Genomic DNA, 21,304 nt, shown 5'->3' with positions numbered 1-21,304 from the left:
GTTTTGTCCAGCAATCCCTGCGCCCGGGGCCGGAATACTTGACTCGGGTGCGGGGCGGGCGTATCTGCTGCGGCAATTCCCCGGATGCCCATAGCGTCCGGTCCCTTCGCTTTTGCGGGGATCGCCATCCGTCAGCGCGTTGCGCCCACGGGTGCGAAAGCCCGTGGCCCGTCGCGTCTGTCCGCTGAGAGTTCCGAAAGGATCTGCCATGTTCGAGAACCTGTCCGAGCGCCTTGGTGGCGTGTTCGACCGTCTGACCAAGGCGGGCGCGCTGTCGGCCGAGGATGTCACCGCCGCCCTGCGCGAGGTGCGCGTGGCGCTCTTGGAGGCCGATGTCTCGCTGCCGGTGGCGCGCGATTTCGTCAAGCGGGTTCAGGGCAAGGCTACGGGGGCGTCGGTCACCAAATCGGTGACGCCGGGCCAGCAGGTGGTGAAGATCGTCCATGACGAGCTGATCGCCACGCTGCGCGGCGAGGACGATCCGGGCAAGCTGAAGATCGACAACCCGCCCGCGCCGATCCTGATGGTCGGTCTGCAGGGCTCGGGCAAGACCACCACCACCGCCAAGCTGGCGCGCCGCCTGAAAGAGCGCGAGCACAAGCGCGTGCTGATGGCGTCGCTCGATACCAACCGCCCGGCGGCGATGGAGCAGCTGGCCATTCTGGGCGGCCAGATCGGCGTCGACACGCTGCCGATCGTCAAGGGCGAGAGCGCCGTGCAGATCGCCAAGCGCGCGAAATCGCAGGCGACGATGGGCGGCTATGACGTCTATCTGCTCGATACCGCCGGTCGTCTGCATATCGACGAAGTCCTGATGGACGAGGTGCAGGCGGTCCGCGACGCTGTCAGCCCGCGCGAGACGCTGCTGGTCGTCGATGGCCTGACCGGTCAGGACGCGGTCAACGTCGCCACCGAATTCGAGGGCAAGGTCGGCATCACCGGCGTCGTCCTGACGCGGATGGATGGCGACGGGCGCGGCGGTGCGGCGCTGTCGATGCGTGCCGTGACCGGCAAGCCCATCCGCTTCGTCGGTCTGGGCGAGAAGACCGACGCGCTGGAGACCTTCGAGGCCGAGCGCGTCGCGGGCCGGATCCTTGGCATGGGCGACATCGTCGCGCTGGTCGAGAAGGCGCAGCAGACGCTGGAAGCCGAGCAGGCCGAGCGCATGATGAAGCGCTTCCAGAAGGGTCAGTTCAACATGAACGACCTGAAGAGCCAGCTTGAGCAGATGCTCAAGATGGGCGGGATGCAATCGGTCATGGGCATGATGCCGGGCATGGCGAAGATGTCGAAACAGGCCGAGGCAGCCGGGTTCGACGACACGATGCTCAAGCGTCAGATCGCGCTGATCCAGTCGATGACCAAGAAGGAACGCGCCAATCCCGCGCTGCTGCAGGCGAGCCGCAAGAAGCGGATCGCGGCGGGCGCCGGGCTGGAAGTGTCCGAGCTGAACAAGCTTCTGAAAATGCAGCGGCAGATGGCCGATGTGATGAAGAAGATGGGCAAGGGCGGGATGCTGAAACAGGCGATGAAGTCGATGTTCGGCAAGGATACCGACATGGCCGAGATGCAAAAGCAGATGGCCGATCCCGAGACGATGAAAGCCGCCGCCAGCGCGATGCAGGGCGGCGCGATGCCGCGTGGCATGGGCGGCCTGCCCGGCGTGGGTGGTATGGGCGGCCTGCCGGGTGGCCTGTCGGGTCTAGGCAAGAAGCGCTGAGCCGATGAACGAAGCCGCCGCCCCCTTCGCGACCCCTGCCGTGCCGGTCCTCGTGACCGAACGGCTGGTGCTGTCCGCGCCGGTGCTGGCGGATTTCGAACACGCGGCGGCTTATCATGCTTCGGACCGTTCGGTCTGGGATGGCGGGCCGCATCACCGTCACCACGCCTGGCGCATCTGGGCGGCGGATGTGGCGCTGTGGATGCTCAAGGGCTATGGCCCGTTCCGCGTGGCCGACCGCGAAACCGGCGATTGGGTGGGCGAGGTCGGTATCTATCACGGCGACGAATTCCCCGAACCCGAACTGGGCTGGATGGTCGCGCCGCAGGCCGAAGGCCGCGGCATCGCGCGGGAAGCCGCGGTTGCGGTGATGGACTGGGCGCGCAAGCATTTCGGCTGGGACGATATCGTCAACATCATCGACCCGAAGAACCAGCGCTCGCTCGCGCTGGCGTTGCGGCTGGGCGGGCGCGTCGATGCGCGCCGTCCGGGCATTGATGTGGGCGACGTGGTGATCGTGCATGACCTCAGGGGGCGCGGATGAGCGTGAACCTGAGCGAAACCCCCGTCCTGACGACCGAGCGGCTGGTGCTGCGCGCGCCGAAGTCGGATGACTGGCCCGCTTTCCGGGCCTTCATGCGCGAAGAGCGCTCGCATTTCGTGCGCCCCGGCGATCTGACCGAGGAAAACGCGTGGCGCGCCTTTGGCCATGTGATCGGCCATTGGGTGCTGCGCGGCTACGGGCAGTTCATCCTGACGGCCAAGGGCGATGACAGCGCGCTGGGCGCGGTCGGGCCGTGGAACCCGGCGGGCTGGCCCGAGCCGGAAATCGGCTGGACGATCTGGTCGCCCGGGGCCGAGGGCAAGGGCTTTGCCTTCGAGGCCGCCACGGCGGTGCAGGCGCATGTTCGCACGGGTTTGGGCTGGGCCCAGCCGGTGAGCTATATCGACACCGCCAATGCCCGCTCGCAGGCGCTGGCGCGGCGGCTGGGCTGCGCGGTCGATGCCTCGGCCCCCGTGCCGGGCGATGAGGCTGCGCTGCAAGCGTGGCGTCATCCGGCGGAGGAGGCGGCATGACCCCGGCCCTTGATCTCGCGCAGAGCTTCGACAGCCTGATCCCCCGGATCGAGACGCCGCGCCTTATGCTGCGCGCGCCCCGTTTGTCGGATTTCGACCCTTTCGCGACCTATATGCAGAGCGACCGCTCGCGCTATACCGGCGGGCCGGTCGATCGCAATCAGGCGTGGCGCGGTTTCGGCCATATCGCCGGGCATTGGGTCTTCCGGGGCTACGGCGTCTTCGTCATCGAACATCGCGAAACCGGGCAGGCTATCGGCACGTCGGGGCCGTGGTTCCCCGAAGGCTGGCCCGAACCGGAAATCGCCTGGACCCTCTGGACCTCCGGTTTCGAGGGGCAGGGCCTTGCGGCCGAAGCGGCGCTTGCGGCGCGGGGCTGGGCCTATGAGGCGCTGGGCTGGACGACGGCGATCAGCCTGATTCTGGAAGGAAACACCCGGTCCGAGACGCTGGCACAGCGGCTGGGCTGTGTCCGCGAGGGCGGTTTTTCCCATGCGCAATTCGGTGCGACCGGCATCTGGCGCCACCTCGCGCCCGATGCGCAGGGCGCCGGGATGGAGGCCTACGCATGATCATCGCCCCCAACATGTTCGCGCATGAGATGCCGGGATCGGGTGCCGTGCCGGATGCCGTGACGGGTGCAGAGCGAGACCGCGCCGACCGGATCAGCGCCGGGCAGCCGATGCTGCGCACCGAGCGGCTGTTGCTGCGTGCGCCGCGGCTCGAGGATTTCGCGCTGTATTCCGCGCTTTTGTCGGGGGCCCGCGGCGCGGTCTTCGGCGGTCCGCTGACCCGCGCCGAGGCGCGCGATGGGTGGATGCGGATGGTCGGTCAGCGGCTGATGCGCGGCCATGGCGTGTGGACGCTGGAAACCCGCGCCTCGGATATCGACCGCGACCTGCCGGTTGGCCAGATCGCAGGCTTCGCGCTGATCAAGGCCGAACGCGCCGGTTCGGCGCCGGATCCGGGCTGGGTGCTGGCTGCGGATTTCGAAGGCCGGGGGCTGGCCCGTGAAGCGACGCGGGCGCTTTCGGACTACGCCCGCGACAGCGTGAATTTCACCGCGCTCGTCAACGCAGTCGATCCCGCCCATGCGCGCGCGCGCGGGCTTGCGCCGCAGCTTGGCGCGCGGTTCGATGCTCTGCACGACGACAGTGAGATCTGGCGCCACCTGCCGCCGCGCGGCACGCGAGGTGCCCGATGACCCCGCGTGATACCAAGACCGCCAATGCCAGCCCGGAGGCCCCGATGACCGACGACACCGACCGCGCCGCCGCGCTGCTGCGCGAACACCGGGAGAGCATCGACCGTCTCGATGCGATTCTGGTCTACACGCTCGCCGAACGCTTTACCCACACGCAGGCGGTGGGGCGGCTGAAGGCCGAGCACAGTCTGCCGCCCTCGGATCCGTCGCGCGAATCGCGGCAGATCGAGCGGTTGGAATGGTTGGCCAAAGAGGCCGATCTCGACCCGGAATTCGCCAAGAAATTCCTCGGTTTCATCATCTCGGAAGTGATCCGTCACCACGAGAAGCTGCAAAACTGACACCGGAACTTGGCCCCGGACGCGCGTTGCGATCTTGGGGCCTCAACAGCCATCGATAGGAGAAACAACCATGGCTACCAAAATCCGTCTCGCCCGTGGCGGCTCGAAAAAGCGCCCGTTCTACGCCATCGTCGTGGCCGACAGCCGGATGCCGCGCGACGGCCGCTTCCTGGAGAAAGTCGGCACGTATAACCCGCTGCTGCCCAAAGACAGCGAAGACCGCGTGAAAATGGATGTCGAGCGCGTCAAAGTGTGGCTCGACAAGGGCGCTGTCCCGACCGACCGCGTGGTGCGTTTCCTCGAAGCGGCCGGCGTGCGCGAGAAAGCCACCCGCAACAACCCGCAGAAAGCCCAGCCCGGCAAGAAAGCCCAGGAGCGCGCCAAGGCCCGCGCCGACAAGGCCGCCGCTGCCGAGGCTCCGGCCGAAGAGTGATCCCTGTATTCCGGCGGGCGGCCGGGTGAGGGGTTTCGCCCTCGTCCGGAAGCCCTCCGGGCTTCAGCCCTCGCGCGACCGGGCGCGCCGCTTGCGCGGCGCGCCTTGCCCGTGGCAGGGGGTGGGCGTGAGACGAAGGATCGCGTCTTGAGGGCGCGGTCTTTGAGTATTTAAGGCAAAGTGAAAACAGGTTGCGGCGCGCTGCATCGGGGAGTCTGGGATGTCGGATCGGGTCTGTGTCGGGGCGATTGCCGGGGCCTTCGGGGTCAAGGGCGAGGTGCGGCTGAAGAGCTTCTGCGCCGAGCCGGAAGCGATTGGCGGCTATGGTCCGCTTTTCACCGAGGATGGCAGCCGGTCCTTCACCGTAAAGCTGGGCCGCCCGGTGCCCAACGGGCTGTCAGCGCGGCTGAGCGGCGTCGCTACGCGCGAGGCTGCCGAGGCGTTGCGTGGCACGCGGCTTTATGTCGAGCGCGAGAGGCTTCCTTCGCTGCCCGATGACGAATTCTACCACGCCGATCTGATCGGCCTGACGGTGCTCGATACCGGTGGCACGAAGCTGGGCCGGGTGAGCGCGGTGCTGAACCACGGCGCGGGCGATTTGCTGGAGATCCAGCGACCGGGCAAGGGCAACGCGCTGTTGCCCTTCACGCTGGCGGTGGTGCCGACCGTCGATCTGGCTTCGGGCCGGATCATCGCGGACCCGCCCGAGGGGCTTCTGGAATGAGCCGCCCCGCGCCGACCGGGGGCAGGCCGTGAGCGGCGACCGCGAAACGCCGGGACCCTCGCGCTCGCATGGCCGGGTCGCCGTCAGGCTCTCGGTGCAGCCCGAGGACTTGCTCAGCGGGCGGCCGCGGCTCAAGGGGGCGTGGACCGCGAAGATCATTACGCTGTTTCCCGCGGCCTTTCCCGGTGTGCTGGAGCAATCGCTGACCGGCAAGGCGCTGGAGCGCGGGCAATGGCGGCTTGAGACGGTTGATCTGCGGCCCTTTGGCGAGGGGAAGCATCGCAATGTCGATGACACACCCGCCGGCGGCGGTGCCGGGATGGTGCTGCGCGCCGATGTGGTGGCGAAGGCGCTTGACGAAGCAGGGCGCGGTACGCCCGGGCGCGCACGCTGGCCGCTTGTCTACCTGTCGCCGCGCGGACGGCCCTTCGATCAGGCGACGGCGCGGCGTTGGGCGCGTTGCGACGGCGTCACTTTGATTTGCGGCCGGTTCGAGGGTGTCGACGAGCGGGTGCTGGAGCATTACGGCGTTGAAGAGGTCAGCCTTGGCGATTTCGTCCTGACCGGCGGCGAGATCGCGGCGCAGGCGATGATCGACGCGACCGTGCGGCTCTTGCCGGGCGTTCTGGGCAACGCGGCCTCGACCGAGGAAGAAAGCCATTCGAACGGTCTGCTCGAGCATCCGCAATACACCCGCCCGGCGGTCTGGGAAGGGCGCGAGATCCCGCCGGTGCTGCAATCGGGCAATCATGGCGAGATCGCCCGCTGGCGTCGCGAGGAGGCCGAGCGCCTCACGCGCGAGCGGCGGCCGGATCTGTGGGCGCGCTACCGGGCAGACGGCGAAGACTGACCCGGATCAGCGCCAGGCGATGCCGTCCTGCGCGTAGCATTCCTCAAGCGTCTCAAGCGCTGCGGTCGATCCGTTCAGGATCCATTGCCGCTCGTCATCGCCGTCGATGGCGGTGGTGATGTAATTCCCCGCCATAAGCTGTTCGCGCATATCCGCGCTCAGCGCGGTCGAGGCCCAGCCGCCGCGATGGATCTGGTATTCGCCGGGCGTTTCTGTGGCGTCGATGATCAACCGCCCCGCCACCGCGCTGCCGAAAACCGGGCTTGGCCCCTGCGAGGTGGGGACGTAGATGGCCCAGCCCTCGGGCAGGTCGAGGCGCCTTTCGATCAGCAGCGGCCCCGCCGATTGCAGCGGGATCGTCGCCCGGCAGCCGGTAAAAGCCATGGCGTTGTGCAGCGACTCGATCAGCCAGTTGCGGGCATTGGCGTAGAATTCGCTCGAAATCGCCGGATCGGTGGGATCGGCAAGGGCGGGCGCGATTGGCGATGCGAGGGCAGCACACAGGGCGGTGGCCGTCGCGAGGGCTTGGATCGGGCGTTTCAAGGGGCACTCCGGACAGGATCGACGCGCAGATGGTGGTGGGAAATCCCCCGGGGTCAAGAGCGCTTGGGGCGCCGAGGGGGCGTTGCGGTTCTTTGGCGGAGCGTCTGCCTTCGGAATTGCCCACCGGCAGGATCCCGCCCGCCGCTATGGCCCTTTGCGGCTGAGGCATTACCTGTCCGCGCGGGAATGGACAGGAGACGGATGTGCCGACACTCATCATCATCGGCGCCGGGGCAGGGGTCTCGGCCGCGATCGCGCGCCGCTTCGGGCGGGAAGGCTACAGCGTCGGGCTGATCGCGCGCTCGCCTTCGTCGCTCGACCGGTTATGCGAGGGGCTGGAGGACGAGGGGATCACCGCCAGCGCCGAACCCGCCGATGCGGGCGATCTGCCGGGGTTGAGCGAAGCGCTGGCGCGGCTGGCCGGGCGGCTCGGTGGCTGCGACGTGCTGGTCTGGAACGCCTCGGTCCAGCGGCCGGGCGGTCCTTTGGACACGCCGGTGGAAACCGTGCAGCGCGAGTTGTCGGTGAACCTGCTCGGCGCGCTGCAAAGCGTGCAACAGGTGGCGCCGGCGATGGTCGAGGCCGGGCAGGGCGCGATCCTGTTCACCGGCGGCGGGCTGGCGCTCGAGCCGTTCCCGGAATGGACGTCGCTGGCCTTGGGCAAGGCGGCTTTGCGCAGTCTTGGCCTGTCGCTGTACAAAGAGCTTGCGCCGAAGGGCGTGCATGTATCGGTCGTGGCGATCTGCGGCAAGGTTGCGCCGGGCACCGCTTTCGATCCCGATACCATCGCGCAGGACTATTACCGGCTGGCCACCGCCCCCAAAGGGGTGAAGGACCGCGAGGTCATCATCCAGCCGCAGGGCAGCGACGTTTACTATAACGATCCGGGGCGCAAACACGCGATGACCACGCTGCCGCCCGCGCATGTCCGGCTGAGCCGCTGAGCGCGCGGCGGGCGCCAGATCATCCCTTGTTTGCAAGGGCCGAAGCCGGGGTGCGGGCCACCTGAAGCGGGCTTGACCGGGGGACGGCTTGCCCCTATACCGCGCCCGTCCGGGGGCGGAATCGCTCGCCGGGCCGTTTTCGTTTGGGCCCCACCATCGCCGGTGGAATGCGGTCCGGCGAGGGGATCACAGAACGACGACCGAAATCTCTGGCGGACGGCCCCCGATTGACGGGATGGCGGGATCCGGTGGCAGACCAGAGCTCTGGGGCGGCACAGACCTTCACGGAACAACCGTGAGCCATCATAGGAGAAGATCAGCATGAACCTGATCGCCGAAATCGAAGCCGAGCAGATCGCTGCTCTCGGCAAGACCATCCCTGATTTCAAGCCGGGCGACACCGTGCGCGTCGGCTACAAGGTGACCGAAGGTACGCGCTCGCGCGTGCAGATGTTCGAAGGCGTCTGCATCGCTCGCTCGGGCGGCCTGAACATCGGTGCCTCGTTCACCGTCCGCAAGATCTCGTTCGGCGAAGGCGTCGAGCGTATGTTCCCGCTCTACTCGACCAACATCGATTCGATCGAGGTCGTTCGCCGCGGTAAGGTCCGTCGCGCCAAGCTCTATTACCTGCGTGAGCGTCGCGGCAAATCGGCCCGTATCGCCGAAAAGACCAACTACCGTCCGCTGGCCGACAAGTAAGGAGCGCGAGCATGAAATCCTCGATCCATCCCGATTATCACATCATCAACGTCAAGCTCGTCGACGGCACCGTGGTGCAGATGAAATCGACCTGGGGCGCCGAAGGCGACTCGATCGCGCTCGACATCGACCCGTCGGTGCACCCCGCCTGGACCGGCGGCACCTCGCGCCTGATGGATACCGGCGGCCGCGTGTCGAAGTTCAAGAACAAATACGCCGGTCTCGGTTTCTGAGCCGTCGCCTATCGCAGAATGCCGGAAACGCCGCTACACCCGTAGCGGCGTTTTCATTTGATGGCGCCAGAGTGCCCGCATGATTCTCAATACTGCCATTCTCATCACCATCGCGATCGCGCTCGGCCTGCTGTGGCTGCCGGGTCTGCGCAAGGCCCAGACATGGCGCGCGATGGTGACGCCGCTGGCCTCGATCATCGGTTCGGGCTTTCTGGTGCTGGGGCCGCTTCTGAACCATGCCTACGGGCTTTGGGGACCGCTGGTCATGGGCGCGCTGTGCCTTGTCGCGTGGGGCTTCGGCACCGCGATCCGCGACAACATCCGCGCCATCGACCGAGACGGACAGGCCGGTCCGGCCTGGGTCGAGAATACCGCCTCGGCGCTTCTGGGCTTCGCCTATATGGTCTCGGTCGCTTATTACCTGAACCTGCTGGGCAGCTTCGCGGTCTCGCTTCTGCCTTTCCAGTCGCAGGTTCTGGCCCGGTCGATCACCACCGCCGTCTATGCCGTGATCGTCTTCGTCGGCTGGACCCGGGGCTTCGCCTTGCTCGAGCGGATGGAATATGCCTCGGTCGCGCTGAAACTGGCGATCATCGCGGGGCTCGTGCTGGCGCTGGGCGTGTATCTGGGACAGGCCGTGTCACAGGACGCGCTGATCGTGACCCAACCGTTTGAGACCGGATGGCCCGCGCTGACACTTGCTTTCGGGATGATTGTCACCGTGCAGGGATTCGAGACGTCGCGCTATCTGGGCGGGGAATACGACGCGCCAACCCGCATCCGGTCGATGCGCAACGCGCAGCTTCTGGCGACGGCGATCTACCTCGTCTATATCGCGCTCGTCACCTATACGTTCAGCCCCGCCACGCAGGCGCTCAGCGAAACCGCCATCGTCGATATGATGGGGGTGATTTCTCCGGTCCTGCCCGTGGTGCTGGTGGCCGCCGCTCTGGCCGCGCAATTCTCGGCGGCGGTGGCCGATACCGGCGGGTCGGGCGGGCTGTTGCAGGAACTCAGCCACAGGCGCATCAGCCAGAAACAGGCCTATGCGCTGACGGTGGCGGTGGGGCTGGCGCTGACATGGGCGGCGGATGTGTTCGAGATCATCGCCTATGCCTCGCGCGCGTTTGCCGCCTATTACGCGGTGCAATCCGCCCTTGCCGCATGGCGCTGCCGCCGCGACGCCCCGGCGCGCGCGGGGCTCTATGCGCTGCTGGCGCTGCTGGGCCTCGCCATCGTGTTTTTCGGCCGTGCGATCGAATAGGGGCGGTGCCCCGACACGCATACAACACCCCGGAAAGAAACGCCCGCAGGCCCTTTTCCCCCGCCGCCTGCCGCTCTAAACAGGCGCTCCGATCCCGACCGGCCAAGGCCTCGGGCGACGGCACCCAAACAGAGCAGGATGATCACCGTGGCGCATGTCATCGTCACCGGAAACGAAAAGGGCGGCTCGGGGAAATCCACCACCGCCATGCATATCGCCACGGCGCTGGCCCGGATGGGCTTTCGCGTCGGCGCGCTGGATCTCGATGTCCGGCAACGCACCTTCGGCCGTTATATCGAGAACCGCAGCGAATATTGCGCGCGGCAGGGCATCACCCTGCCCAGCCCGACCTACCGGCTATTGCCCGAGATCGACCCGGCCACCGTGCCGGCGGGCGAAAGCGTGACCGATTATCAGCTGTCGGCTGCGTTGAACGAGCTTGAGGAAAACAGCGATTTCATCCTGATCGACTGTCCCGGCAGCCATACCCGGCTAAGCCAGGTGGCGCATTCGCTGGCCGATACGCTGGTCACGCCGATGAATGACAGCTTCATCGATTTCGACCTCCTCGCGCGGATCGATTCGGCGACGAACGAGGTACTTGGTCCGTCGATCTATTCTGAAATGGTCTGGAAAGCCCGGCAATTGCGGACGCAGGCGGGGCTGAAGCCGATGGACTGGCTGGTGCTGCGCAACCGTCTGGGCGCTCAGCAGATGCACAACAAGCGCCGGGTGGGCGAGGCGCTTACCGCACTGTCAAAGCGGATCGGTTTCCGCGTGGCGCCGGGTTTTTCCGAGCGCGTGATTTTCCGCGAGCTGTTCCCGCGGGGCCTGACGCTGCTGGATCTTCGCGATACCGGCGTCGAGCAGATGAACATCTCGAACATCGCCGCGCGTCAGGAGCTGAGGGATCTGCTGACGACGCTGCGATTGCCCGGCGTCACGGTCAATGTCTGAAGAAACGCTTTTCGGGCAGCGTGCTGGGAAGCTGGCGGTGCAGCTCGGCGAGGCGTTCGTTCACGCGCGTTTCTTCTTCGGCGAAGAGGTTCAGAGGGAACTTCACAGCGTGGCCGAACAGGTCGAGAGCGACTTTTTGCAAGGCGGACATCAGGTTCATCCTTCCGGTTTCTTGTTAACTCAATGAGGCCGTCGGTTTGTGGCGCGATTGTGGCTGGATCGTGGGCTTTTGCGGAAAATGACGCAAAATGCTTGTCGTAATGCGAGAATTCGTTGCATTTTGCAAAGATTGAACCGCTCTGCGGGATGGGGTAGAGAATAAAGGGTGAACATTCACCCTGCGTTTTCGAGCCGAGTCGCCCATGCTGTCTCTTGTCTGGTTCCGCCGCGATCTGCGGGTGCACGACCATCCCGCGCTGAGCCGTGCCGCGGCCGAGGGGCCGGTCCTGCCGGTCTATATCGTCGATCCTGTCCTGCTGGCCCCCGATGAGACGTCCGAGCGCCATATCGCGTTTCTGGGCGAAAGCCTGCGCGCGCTGAACGAGGATCTTGCATCGCTGGGCCAGCCTCTGGTGCTGCGGGTGGGCGACAGTCTCGATGTGCTGGCGCGGCTGGTGGCCAAGCATCGCGTGACGCGCATCGTCACCCATCCGGAAACCGGGTCTCTGGCGGCGCGCGCGCTGGTGGCGCGGGCCGGGGACTGGGCGCGGGGGCGCGGGCTCGACTGGCTGATCGTCCCCGAATCGGGTGCAGAGCCCTGCGCCGCGCCCGCCCTTGCCCCGGTGACCGAAGGGACCGGCGTTCTGCCGGGCGCCCGCGCGCTGGGTTTCGCCGCAAGCCCCTGCGCGTTTCGTCAGCCGGGCGGGCGCGACGCCGGGCTGCAGATGCTCGAGACCTATCTCTCCGTGCGCGGGCAGGGCCTGCCGCCCACCCGCGCCACCGCGCCCGAGGCCGAGCGGTCGGGCGCGCGGCTGTCGCCTTATCTGTCCTTCGGTGTCCTGTCGTCGGGTGAGATCCGCGCCAGCATCGCCCGCTTTCGGGACGCGCCCGACACAACGCCCGAACGCCTTGCCGCCGCGCGCCTGCTGACCGCGCAGCTCAAGCGTCGCGACACGGCCCGCGCCGCCCCCTTGGCCGAGCCCGAGGGCGCGCCGGCCAGAGGGTCGTGGGCCAGTGGCGAGACGGGCTTGCCCTTTGTCGACGCGGCGATGCGCGCGCTTATCGCCAGCGGCTGGCTCGATCACCGTTCGCGCGCGCTGCTGGCGGCCACCGGAATGCAGCTGCACGGGCTGGGTGCGGCGGCGGTGGGACGGCATCTGGCGCAGATGTCGACGGATCACGACCCGGCGATCCTGTGGCGCGAGATGGCGCGCGCGGGACAGGGGCCGATCCTTGATCCGGTGGCGACGGGGCGCAAGCTCGACCCGACCGGCGCGTTCATCCGCCGCTGGCTGCCCGAGCTCAGGCGCGTGCCCGACAGCCATCTGCACACGCCATGGTTCTGGCCCGATGCCCGCCGCGCGCTTGCCGGGCGCTATCCCGAGCCGGTGCTCGACCCGGCCTGCGCCGCCCGCGAGGCGCGCGCGCTGAGGGCGCGGATGGCACCGGGGCGGGGGCGGACGGGCAGTCGCGTCCTTGCCTGCGACGATCCGCTGATCGAAGGCGGCTTTCGCGCGGCGCGGGGGCCGCAGATGATGCTGGATCTGTGAGGACGACGATGCGCCGCAAGGGCGATCTGCCGGTCAAGACCTGCGCGCAATGCGGCCGTCCGATGGTCTGGCGGAAGAAATGGGAAAAGACCTGGGATCAGGTGAAATACTGCTCGGATCGGTGCCGCAGGGCCGCGCGGGCGCGTTCCGACACGCGCTAAGCCCTGAAAGGCGCTAAGCCCCAACATGCCGGGCCAACTTGCCCAGCGTCTGCTGTCCCAGCTCGACCGCGCCCATCGCCTTCGCGCCCGCGCATTCCTCGCGCGAGGCAAAGATCATGCCCAGAACGACCCGCGTGCCGTCCCCTGCGGGGGAAAAGGTCACCGAGGCATCGGCATGTTTCGGCCCGCCTTCGCCCCCGTGCAGCGCGTAATCGATGCGCTTGTTTGGCGCGTAATGGCGGTATTTGTGGTGATTGGGAAAGACGGTGCCATCGGGGGCGATCATGTCAAAGACCCATTCCCCGCCGTCGCGCAGGTCGATGCGGCTTGTGCGGCAAGAGAACCCGTCGGGCCCCCACCATTGCGGCAGCGCCTGCGGGTCGGTCCATGCCTGCCACAGAACCTCGGCCGGTGCCGCGATCACCCGGTCCACAAGCATCGTCCGCTCGGCCACATCGACCATCGCGTCGAGCGCGGCGTAGAAATCCTTGCGATAGCCCGGCTCGCGATCTTCGCTCAGCGAGGTCACCTGCACCGTCATTTTCAGCACGGTGCCTTCGCCCTGTGCACTCATTTCGGCGGTGACCAGAGCCGCCGACAGCATCTCGCCGCCGGCGCGCAGGATCTCGGTGTAGGTGCTGCAGCGCGGCGGGGCCATGGCCAGCCAGTCTATTTCGCTGCGCATGTCGGGCTGGCCGCTTACCCGGCAGATCGACACTTCGCCGGCGCCGATCCGGGCTTCGGATCGCAGCATCTCGACACTCAGATCCGGCGTGCTCTGAGCCCAGATCGCGCGCGCGGCGGGATCGGTCCATGCGTGCCAGACGGGCAGGGGCGGGGTGGCGATCCGGCGCTCGAAAACCAGCGTGGCAAAGCGCGGGATCATCGCGCCCCCAGCCCCTGCGCATAGGCTTCAAGCTGCGTGGCAACCGTGCCCCAGCCGTCGAAAAAGCCCATATCCTCGTGGCTTTTCGCCGCTTCGGGAGAGCGGTGGCGCGCGATGGCGGTATAGGTCGTCGTGCCCTCGCCCGCGTCTTCGAAGGTTACGATCGCCGTCATGAACGGGTCGGGTGCGGGCTTCCAGCCTTCGGAATAGCTGTCGGTAAAGACCAGCCTGCGACCGTCGATCACCTCCAGATAAACCCCGTGATTGGGCATTTCGCTGCCCTCGACCTCGAACGTGGTGTTGAACCGGCCCCCGGGCCGCAGATCGATCTCGCAGGCGGTGATCTTGTGCGGTTTGGGGATGAACCAATGCGGCAGATGCTCGGGGCGGGTCCAGCATTCCCAGATCAGCGCGCGCGGGGCGTTGAGCGTCCGGGTAAGCACAAGATCGGTTGCGGGGTCGGTCACGATAACGGTTAATGGCTCAGTCACGCGATCTCTCCTCCATCAGGCGTGTCACGTAGTCTTCCAACCGGTCCAGCCGCCCCTCCCACAGCGCGCGCTGCTCATCGAGCCAGCCGCGCACTGGGGTCAGGGCGTCGGGAACGATCGCGCAGGTGCGTACCCGGCCGTCCTTGCGGGTTTCGATCAGGCCCGCCGCTTCCAGCTTGCGCAGATGTCCCAGCAGCGAGGGCAGCGCCATGTCGAAGGGTTGCGCCAGATCGCTCACGCTTTGCGGGCCCCGCGCCAGCGACGACAGCATCGCGCGCCGTGTCGGGTCGGCGAGAGCCTGAAACAACGTGTCGAGGCGGGGCTCGGTGCTCATGCCGGGCGTGTCCTTGGGGGCATGGGGCGGCTCCGTGAATGCTTAGGCATATTCCTAACTGTTCCGCCCGAGTCGCACAAGAAAAGTTAGCAACATGACTAACTTTTAAATCTTGAAAGTCCTTAGCTTGATTACCCCGTTTCCGGTGAAGAATGCGTGTTGCCTATCGGAAACTTTTGTCCATAGTCGGCGCAACAGCCGGAAAACAGCGGTCCGAACGCCGCGCAGAAACGGGAGAACGGGGCATGACGCAACGCATGGACAAGTCGGGGCTGAAGGTCGACGCGCGGATGGTCGCCTTCATCGAAGAACAGGCGCTTCCGGGCACCGGGATCGCGGCGGATACGTTCTGGGACGGGCTGGCCGGGCTGATCAACGAGTTCGGTCCGAAGAACCGCGATCTGCTGCAAAAGCGCGAGGCGATGCAAGCGCAGATCGACGCGTGGCATGTCGCCCGCAAGGGCCAGCCGCATGACGCCGATGCGTATCGCGCCTTCCTGACCGAGATCGGTTATCTGGTCCCCGAAGGCCCCGATTTCACCATCGAGACCACCCATACCGACCCCGAGATCGCCGCCCAGCCCGGCCCGCAGCTGGTCGTGCCGGTGATGAACGCGCGCTATGCGCTCAACGCCGCCAATGCGCGCTGGGGGTCGCTGTTCGACGCGCTCTACGGCACCGACGCGATGGGCGATCTGCCCAAGGGCAAGGGCTATGACCCGGAGCGCGGTGCGCGCGTGGTGGCCTGGGCCAAGGCGCATCTGGACAAGGCTGTGCCGCTGAACGGCGCGTCGTGGTCCGTGGTGACGGCGCTGCGCGTCGAAGACGGCGCGCTGACTGCGACGACGCCAGCGGGCGAGGTTGGCCTTGCGGACCCGTCGCAATTCCTCGGCTGGGCCGAGGGCGACGGCTGGACGCATTACCTGCTGGAAAAGAACGCGCTCAAGCTGGAACTGCTGATCAATCCCACCACCGACGTTGGCAAGACCGATCCGTTCGGGCTGAGCGATGTGGCGATCGAAGCCGCGATCAGCGCGATCATGGATTGCGAGGATTCGGTCGCCGCCGTCGATGCCGAGGACAAGGTTCTGGCCTGGGGCAACTGGCTGGGTCTGATGAAGGGCGACCTGACCGAGACCGTCACCAAGGGCGACAAGAGCTTCACGCGCAGGCTCTATGACGATTTTACCTATCAGACCGCCTCGGGCGCGCCGCTGACGGTGAAGACCCGCGCGCTGATGCTGGTGCGCAATGTCGGCCACCTGATGACCAACCCTGCCGTGCTGGATGCCGAAGGGCGCGAGGCAGGCGAGGGGCTGCTCGATGCAATGGTCACCACGCTATGCGCGATGCACGATCTGCAGAAGACCGACGGTGCGCGCAACTCGCTGCATGGCTCGGTCTATGTGGTGAAGCCCAAGATGCACGGCCCCGAGGAAGTCACCTTCGCCTGCGCGATCTTCGACCGCGTCGAGACGGTTCTGGGCCTGCCCGCGAATACGGTCAAGCTGGGCATCATGGACGAGGAACGCCGCACCTCGGTCAACCTGAAGGAATGCATTCGCGCCGCGAAGCATCGCGTGGCCTTCATCAATACCGGGTTCCTCGACCGCACGGGCGACGAAATCCATACTTCGATGGAAGCCGGGCCGATGGTGCGCAAGGGCGACATGAAAACGCAGCCCTGGATCACCGCCTACGAGGACCGCAATGTCGATATCGGTCTGGCCTGCGGGCTGAAGGGCCGCGCGCAGATCGGCAAGGGGATGTGGGCGATGCCCGACCGCATGGCCGACATGCTGGGCGCCAAGATCGGCCATCCCAAATCGGGCGCGACCTGTGCCTGGGTGCCGTCGCCCACCGCCGCCACCTTGCACGCCACGCATTACCACCTTGTCGATGTGATGGCGCGTCAGGATCAGATCGCCGCCGGCGGCGCGCGCGGTACGCTGGCCGATCTGCTGACGATCCCGGTCGCGCAGGGGCAGAACTGGTCGGATGACGAGATTGCCGCCGAGATCGAGAACAACGCGCAGGGTATCCTTGGCTATGTCGTGCGCTGGGTCGATCAGGGGGTGGGCTGCTCGAAAGTGCCCGATATTCACGATGTCGGCCTGATGGAGGACCGCGCGACCTGCCGGATCAGCTCGCAGGCGCTGGCCAACTGGCTGCATCACGGGGTCATCGACAACGCCCAGACCATGGCCGCGATGCGCAAGATGGCGGCCGTGGTCGACCGCCAGAACGCGGATGACCCGACCTATACGCCGATGGGGCCGGGTTTCGACGGCATCGCCTTTCAGGCCGCCTGCGATCTGGTGTTCAAGGGGCGCGAGCAGCCTTCGGGCTATACCGAGCCGGTGCTCCATGCCCGCAGGCTGGAACTGAAAGCTGCCCGCGCGTGAGCATCCGGCGTGATTTCCCCGACCTGCCGCCCGTCTGGGCGGCGGGGACGTTCGCGCTTCAGATAATTCTGTCATGGGCCGCGCCGCTGGTCCGCTTCGGCGGCTGGGCGTGGCCGCTGGGATGGCTGCTGCTGGGGGGCGGGCTGGCGCTGGCGGGATGGTCGGCGTTCTGGTTCTGGCGCAAGAAGACCTCGATCGAGCCGCACGAGACGCCCAGCACGTTGATTGTCGAAGGTCCGTACCGGCTGAACCGCAACCCGATCTATACCGCGATGGCGATCTGCCTTCTGGGCACCGGGCTGTTGGTGAACGCGCTCAGCGCGCTTGTGCTGGTCGTGCTGTTCCCGCCGCTCATCACCCGGCGCTTCATCCGGCATGAAGAGCAATCCCTGCACGACGCCTTCGGCCCCGAGGCCGAGCGCTACATGGCCCGCACGCGCCGCTGGTAACGCCGGCCCGGGCCGTTCACGTCCCCGAGATTGCCCCCGGCCCGGCCCATCGGACCGGGGCTTTCGGCTTGCTCAACCCTCAGCGCCAACGCATGATGCGCGCGGCCCCGGAGCGGGCCGCAAGCGGGGTAAAAGCCCGCGCGTCAATTGCTTGAGGGTGACCGATACATGAGACCCGGCGGTTTCGCTGCTTTTGTTATGGCCTTGGCCCTCGCCCCTCTCGCGCTGCCGCAGATGGCATCGGCCGAACACCGGACGATCGCTGCGCAGCTTGGTACGGCAGCATCCGGTGCGGCGTCCGATGCGTCTGGCGCGGCGCCCGGGGTCTTCGCGCTCGACATCCGGGGCGCCGAGGCGCGCGCTTTGTCGCTGACGCTGTGGTATCCCGCCGAGCCGGGGCCCGAGAGCGATTTCGCCGGGAACGCGGTGTTTCGTGGCACCCGCGCCATTCCCGGTGCCGCGCCGCATCTGGCCGCGCCCGACAGCCGTTTTCCCGTCGTGTTGATCTCGCATGGCGGGTTGCGGTCGGCGGCCGATAGCGGCGCGTGGCTGGCAGCCGGGCTGGCGCGTGCCGGGTATCTTGCGGTCGAGGTAAACGCCCCGCGTACTGCCGATGCCCGCGCCGCGCTCGACGAGATCTGGCGCCGTCCGCAGGATATGAGCCGCGCGCTCGATCATCTGCTCAGGCACCCGGAATGGGCCGGGCGGATCGATCCCGACCAGATCTTTGCCGTCGGCTTCGCCTTGGGGGGCACCGCCGCGCTGACGCTGGCCGGGATGGGCCCGGATGCCGAGGGTTACCTGCAATCGTGCGAAAACGCCGGACAGGGCAATCCCGATTGCGGCTGGCTGGCGGCGCAGGGCGTGTCGCCTGAGCAGACCGACGCCGCCGCGCTGGATGCCGACCGCCACGACCCCCGGTTCCGCGCCGCCATCGCCATCGCGCCCGAATATCTGCCGGTGCTCGACGTCTCGAACGGTATCGACGCGCCCGCCCTTGTGGTCAGCCTTGGCCCCGACATCCCGTCCGGCGCTGCCCGGCTGCCCGATGGCGTGGCGCAGATGACCCTGCCGCAGGCCGGGCCCACCGACGGCTTTGCCCTGTGTACCGAGGCCGGTCCGCAGATATTGGCACGCGACGGCGGCAATCCCGCGCTTTGCGGCGCTTCGTCCGAGGCCCGCGCCGACGCCCATCGCGTGATACTGGCCGCGATCACCGCTTTCCTTCAGGATGCCGACGCGCATCCCTGACCCTTTCCGAAAAGGACCTGCCATGTCCCTGACCCTTGACCAAGCCCGCACCATCATCGCGACAGCCCGCACCAAGGGCCGCGAGGCGGGGATGAAGCCGCTCTCGGTCGTCGTTCTCGACGCGGGCGGCCATGTTCTGGCGTTCGAGCGCGAGGATGGCTCGCCGTCGGGCCGTTTCGCCATCGCCTTCGGCAAAGCGCATGGCGCGGTGATGATGGGTGTGCCCAGCCGCAGACTGGGCGAGATGGCGGTCGAGCGGCCGCATTTCATTGCCGCCGCGGGCGGGGCGTTCGATGGCAAGCTGGTGCCCGTGGCGGGTGGTGTCTTGCTGCGTGATGGTTCCGGTGCATTGGTCGGCGCCGTTGGGGTCAGCGGCGACACGTCGGATAACGACGCGCTGGCCGGTATCGCCGGGGCCGAGGCCGCCGGGCTGAGCGCCGAAGCCTGAGGCAAAGGCGCGACGGGAAAGCTAAGCTATAACCGCTTGACCGGCCTGACCCGCGCGCCATTTATCGCAGATGTTCCCGACCCCCGATCAGATCCTGCCCACCCTCGCCTCGCTGGGCGTTCTGACCTATTGGGTCATCGGCCTTGCCTCTCTGCTTGAAGGCTGGTTCGTCACCGGCGTGCTGGTGCCCGGCGCGCTGGTCGTCGATGCGGGCGGCATTCTGGCCCAGCAGGGCGTCGTCAATGTCTTCCATCTGGGCTGGTTCGTCGCGCTGGGCTCGATCCTGGGGTCCGAGCTCAGCTACTGGACGGGCAGACTGGCGCGGCGCGGGCTGAGGGGGCGTCTGGAAGGCTCGCGCGCTTTCCAGCGCGCCGAGCGGCTGTTCGAGCGCCGCGGCGGGCTGGCCATCGTTCTGGGGCGGTTCCTCGGGCCCGTGTCAGGGCTGGTGCCGATGGTCGCGGCTTTGGCCGACATGCCCCATCGGCGGTTCTTGGTCTGGTCGGTGCTGGCCTCGATCCCCTATACCATCTTCCACCTCGCGCTGGGCTATGTGCTGGGCGACGCCTTTACTCGTCTCGGCCCGCTGGCCACCCGAGTCGCGCTGGTGCTGGCCGCCGTCGCGCTGGTTGTGGGAGGCCTTGTCTGGCTGGCGCGGCGCATCCTGCGGTTCCTGCCCTTCGTGCTCGACGTGCTGGCCACGGCCTTGCGTGCGGTGCTGGACATGCCGCCGGTCAAAAGCTGGATCGCGCGCCATCCTCGCCTGTCTGGCTTCGTCGCCGGGCGCTTTGCGACCGACCAGTTCGCGGGCCTGCCCGCCACGGTGCTGGCGGTGGTGTTCGGGTATATCTTCGCGATCTGGGTGCGCTCGGTTCTCGACTGGATGACCGCCGCTCCGATCGTCGCCATCGACACCCGGATCGCCAACCTGATGCACGGGCTCTGGACGCCGGGCCTGCTGCGGATTGTCGCGCATATCACCGCGCTGGGCGACACCCGGCTGGTGGTGGTGTGTACCGCCGCGATGCTGGCCTTCCTGATCCTGCGCGGACGGCGCGGGCTGGCGCTGGCGCTGACCGTCGGCGTGGCCGGCAACGCGCTGAGCGTCACCGTGCTGAAACTGATCTTCCAGCGCGAACGCCCGCCGTTTCATTACTTCGTCGAATCCACCAACAGCTTCCCCTCGGGCCATGCCGCGATCTCGGTCGCGTTCTGGAGCACGCTGCTCTACGTCTTCTGGCGGCTCGGCTGGCTCCGGCTGTTCGCGGTGCTGGTACTGGCGCCGCTGATGGCGATCTTGGTGGGCGGCAGCCGCGTGTTCCTGGCCCAGCACTATGTCAGCGACGTGTTCAACGGCTGGCTGGTGGGGGCGCTCTGGCTGGTGGCGGCCATCGTCATCGCCGAATGGTGGCGCGAGACGCGCCCGCCAGCAGTGCCGATGAAATCCCCCGCGACGCTGATCGGCGGGCTGCTGCTGGCCGGGGCTGCGCTGTTCTCGGCGTGGATCGTCGTGTTCTATGACAAGGCCCAGACCATGCCGTGGACCGGCCCGGCCAGCGTGGTCATCGCCGCGCCTGCGGACCTGCCGGGCCAGCCCGGTTTCCCCGCGCAGACGGAATCGGTGATCGGCACGCCGCTGGAACCCGTGAACCTCGTGCTGCTGGCGCCCGACCGACAGGCTCTGACCGCCGCGCTCGATGCAGCCGGATGGCAGCCCGCCGCCGCGCGCGATCTGACGGCGGTGCTGCGGGGGGCGCTGACCGCGTGGGAGCGGATCGACGACCCCACGCCGCTGCTGACGCCGCGTTTCTGGGCGGATCGGCCCAACGATCTGACCTATCAGCGGGGCGAGGACGATCAGCGCCTGACGCTGCGGCTGTGGTCAAGCCCCTTTGCGCTGCAGGACGGGCAGGCGGTCTTCGCCGCCCTTGCCGCTTTTCCCGACAGCGCGGGGCAGGGACCGGACGCCGCGCGCGCGGCGGCGGTCGAGGCGCTGGTGCAGGGCGGCGCGGAGGCAAATGGCCAGATCGACGCCGGCCCGGCGTTGCGCGGACGCTCTGCCACGGGCGCGGGATGGTCATCGGATGGGCAGACAGCGGTTGTGACCCTGCCATAAGGGCGTCTGCCTCTTTCCTTCCCGGTTTCGGCGAATTACGTTCGGCCTACCGAAGTGACTGCAGGAAC

The 21,304-nt window shown here is 67.4% G+C and carries 26 protein-coding genes; 21 read left to right on the top strand and 5 right to left on the bottom strand.

The genetic code is table 11. The annotated features are described in order from the left end of the window. Window positions 1-208 precede the first annotated feature (208 nt). The 9 genes from ffh (at window position 209) to trmD (ending at window position 6,349) form a co-directional block, all read left to right on the top strand. Window positions 209-1,720 (top strand): signal recognition particle protein, encoded by a 1,512-nt coding sequence (gene ffh / locus JI664_RS11940; protein ID WP_207013944.1) that lies wholly within the window; start codon window positions 209-211, stop codon window positions 1,718-1,720. A gap of 4 nt (window positions 1,721-1,724) precedes the next feature. Continuing rightward, the gene (locus tag JI664_RS11935) at window positions 1,725-2,264 is read left to right on the top strand and encodes a GNAT family N-acetyltransferase (RefSeq protein WP_207013943.1); all 540 of its coding nucleotides are present in this window, start codon (window positions 1,725-1,727) and stop codon (window positions 2,262-2,264) included. Beyond that, window positions 2,261-2,797 carry a GNAT family N-acetyltransferase gene (locus JI664_RS11930; RefSeq protein ID WP_207013942.1) on the top strand — a complete coding sequence of 179 codons (537 nt, stop codon included), beginning with the start codon at window positions 2,261-2,263 and terminating at the stop codon, window positions 2,795-2,797. Before JI664_RS11935 ends, JI664_RS11930 begins: the two co-directional genes overlap by 4 nt. Further along, on the top strand, window positions 2,794-3,369 hold the full coding sequence (locus JI664_RS11925; protein ID WP_207013941.1) for a GNAT family N-acetyltransferase: 576 nt from the start codon (window positions 2,794-2,796) through the stop codon (window positions 3,367-3,369). The genes JI664_RS11930 and JI664_RS11925 overlap by 4 nt, the downstream gene beginning before the upstream one ends. Then, the gene (locus JI664_RS11920) at window positions 3,366-4,001 is read left to right on the top strand and encodes a GNAT family N-acetyltransferase (protein WP_207013940.1); all 636 of its coding nucleotides are present in this window, start codon (window positions 3,366-3,368) and stop codon (window positions 3,999-4,001) included. Before JI664_RS11925 ends, JI664_RS11920 begins: the two co-directional genes overlap by 4 nt. A 44-nt stretch (window positions 4,002-4,045) precedes the next feature. After that, window positions 4,046-4,342: a chorismate mutase gene (locus JI664_RS11915; protein ID WP_207014093.1), complete on the top strand. Its 297-nt coding sequence runs from the start codon at window positions 4,046-4,048 to the stop codon at window positions 4,340-4,342. A gap of 70 nt (window positions 4,343-4,412) precedes the next feature. Next, window positions 4,413-4,775, top strand: coding sequence for a 30S ribosomal protein S16 (gene rpsP, locus JI664_RS11910; protein WP_207013939.1), 363 nt, complete (start codon window positions 4,413-4,415; stop codon window positions 4,773-4,775). A gap of 220 nt (window positions 4,776-4,995) precedes the next feature. Continuing rightward, window positions 4,996-5,499 (top strand): ribosome maturation factor RimM, encoded by a 504-nt coding sequence (rimM, locus tag JI664_RS11905; protein WP_207013938.1) that lies wholly within the window; start codon window positions 4,996-4,998, stop codon window positions 5,497-5,499. Between the two features lie 28 nt (window positions 5,500-5,527). Further along, window positions 5,528-6,349: a tRNA (guanosine(37)-N1)-methyltransferase TrmD gene (gene trmD, locus JI664_RS11900; protein ID WP_207013937.1), complete on the top strand. Its 822-nt coding sequence runs from the start codon at window positions 5,528-5,530 to the stop codon at window positions 6,347-6,349. Between the two features lie 6 nt (window positions 6,350-6,355). On the opposite strand, the gene JI664_RS11895 is transcribed toward trmD, so the two are convergent. Next, on the bottom strand, window positions 6,356-6,892 hold the full coding sequence (locus JI664_RS11895; RefSeq protein ID WP_207013936.1) for a hypothetical protein: 537 nt from the start codon (window positions 6,890-6,892) through the stop codon (window positions 6,356-6,358). Between the two features lie 203 nt (window positions 6,893-7,095). On the opposite strand from JI664_RS11895, the gene JI664_RS11890 reads away from it, so the two are divergent. The 5 genes from JI664_RS11890 to JI664_RS11870 all read left to right on the top strand — a co-directional run bounded on the left by JI664_RS11890 (window position 7,096) and on the right by JI664_RS11870 (window position 10,989). After that, the gene (locus tag JI664_RS11890; protein ID WP_207013935.1) at window positions 7,096-7,836 is read left to right on the top strand and encodes an SDR family NAD(P)-dependent oxidoreductase; all 741 of its coding nucleotides are present in this window, start codon (window positions 7,096-7,098) and stop codon (window positions 7,834-7,836) included. 321 nt (window positions 7,837-8,157) lie between these two features. Next, entirely contained in the window at window positions 8,158-8,535 is a 378-nt protein-coding gene (gene rplS / locus JI664_RS11885) for a 50S ribosomal protein L19 (RefSeq protein ID WP_109534569.1), read from the top strand. Between the two features lie 11 nt (window positions 8,536-8,546). Further along, window positions 8,547-8,768, top strand: a complete 222-nt coding sequence (rpmE, locus tag JI664_RS11880; RefSeq protein ID WP_207013934.1) for a 50S ribosomal protein L31 — start codon at window positions 8,547-8,549, stop codon at window positions 8,766-8,768. Between the two features lie 79 nt (window positions 8,769-8,847). Then, window positions 8,848-10,032 carry a hypothetical protein gene (locus JI664_RS11875; protein WP_207013933.1) on the top strand — a complete coding sequence of 395 codons (1,185 nt, stop codon included), beginning with the start codon at window positions 8,848-8,850 and terminating at the stop codon, window positions 10,030-10,032. Between the two features lie 147 nt (window positions 10,033-10,179). Further along, entirely contained in the window at window positions 10,180-10,989 is an 810-nt protein-coding gene (locus tag JI664_RS11870) for a division plane positioning ATPase MipZ (RefSeq protein WP_207014092.1), read from the top strand. Here the strand turns inward: JI664_RS11870 and JI664_RS11865 are convergent. After that, the gene (locus JI664_RS11865; protein WP_207013932.1) at window positions 10,979-11,149 is read right to left on the bottom strand and encodes a hypothetical protein; all 171 of its coding nucleotides are present in this window, start codon (window positions 11,147-11,149) and stop codon (window positions 10,979-10,981) included. The genes JI664_RS11870 and JI664_RS11865 overlap by 11 nt on opposite strands. A 202-nt stretch (window positions 11,150-11,351) precedes the next feature. On the opposite strand from JI664_RS11865, the gene JI664_RS11860 reads away from it, so the two are divergent. Together JI664_RS11860 and JI664_RS11855 are read left to right on the top strand one after the other, a co-directional pair. After that, a complete protein-coding gene (locus JI664_RS11860) occupies window positions 11,352-12,698 on the top strand; it encodes an FAD-binding domain-containing protein (RefSeq protein ID WP_207013931.1) in 1,347 nt (448 codons plus the stop codon). A gap of 8 nt (window positions 12,699-12,706) precedes the next feature. Then, the gene (locus JI664_RS11855; RefSeq protein WP_207013930.1) at window positions 12,707-12,859 is read left to right on the top strand and encodes a DUF2256 domain-containing protein; all 153 of its coding nucleotides are present in this window, start codon (window positions 12,707-12,709) and stop codon (window positions 12,857-12,859) included. 13 nt (window positions 12,860-12,872) lie between these two features. Here JI664_RS11855 and JI664_RS11850 read toward each other — a convergent pair whose 3' ends face one another. From JI664_RS11850 to JI664_RS11840, 3 genes are read right to left on the bottom strand one after another with little or no spacing between them, the layout of a single operon-like run. Beyond that, on the bottom strand, window positions 12,873-13,745 hold the full coding sequence (locus tag JI664_RS11850; RefSeq protein WP_211201677.1) for an SRPBCC domain-containing protein: 873 nt from the start codon (window positions 13,743-13,745) through the stop codon (window positions 12,873-12,875). Continuing rightward, a complete protein-coding gene (locus JI664_RS11845; protein WP_207014090.1) occupies window positions 13,742-14,215 on the bottom strand; it encodes an SRPBCC family protein in 474 nt (157 codons plus the stop codon). The genes JI664_RS11850 and JI664_RS11845 overlap by 4 nt, the downstream gene beginning before the upstream one ends. A 13-nt stretch (window positions 14,216-14,228) precedes the next feature. Beyond that, a complete protein-coding gene (locus JI664_RS11840; RefSeq protein ID WP_207013929.1) occupies window positions 14,229-14,570 on the bottom strand; it encodes an ArsR/SmtB family transcription factor in 342 nt (113 codons plus the stop codon). A gap of 245 nt (window positions 14,571-14,815) precedes the next feature. Here JI664_RS11840 and JI664_RS11835 point away from each other — a divergent pair, with 245 nt between their 5' ends. From JI664_RS11835 to JI664_RS11815, 5 genes are all read left to right on the top strand, one after another. Further along, complete coding sequence (locus JI664_RS11835) at window positions 14,816-16,975, top strand: malate synthase G (protein WP_207013928.1); 2,160 nt, start codon at window positions 14,816-14,818, stop codon at window positions 16,973-16,975. Next, entirely contained in the window at window positions 16,972-17,424 is a 453-nt protein-coding gene (locus JI664_RS11830) for a methyltransferase family protein (protein WP_207013927.1), read from the top strand. Before JI664_RS11835 ends, JI664_RS11830 begins: the two co-directional genes overlap by 4 nt. 204 nt (window positions 17,425-17,628) lie before the next feature. After that, a complete protein-coding gene (locus JI664_RS11825; protein WP_207013926.1) occupies window positions 17,629-18,675 on the top strand; it encodes an alpha/beta hydrolase family protein in 1,047 nt (348 codons plus the stop codon). A gap of 22 nt (window positions 18,676-18,697) precedes the next feature. Continuing rightward, the gene (locus tag JI664_RS11820) at window positions 18,698-19,123 is read left to right on the top strand and encodes a GlcG/HbpS family heme-binding protein (protein ID WP_207013925.1); all 426 of its coding nucleotides are present in this window, start codon (window positions 18,698-18,700) and stop codon (window positions 19,121-19,123) included. A 70-nt stretch (window positions 19,124-19,193) separates the two neighbouring features. Beyond that, the gene (locus JI664_RS11815) at window positions 19,194-21,236 is read left to right on the top strand and encodes a bifunctional DedA family/phosphatase PAP2 family protein (protein ID WP_207013924.1); all 2,043 of its coding nucleotides are present in this window, start codon (window positions 19,194-19,196) and stop codon (window positions 21,234-21,236) included. Window positions 21,237-21,304: the final 68 nt, after the last annotated feature.

This window comes from Rhodobacter sp. NTK016B (genome assembly GCF_017303295.1).
Classification (GTDB): Bacteria; Pseudomonadota; Alphaproteobacteria; order Rhodobacterales; family Rhodobacteraceae; genus Pararhodobacter.
Note: the sequence above shows the minus strand (reverse complement) of the source record. Positions and strands in the feature narration are given on the sequence as shown.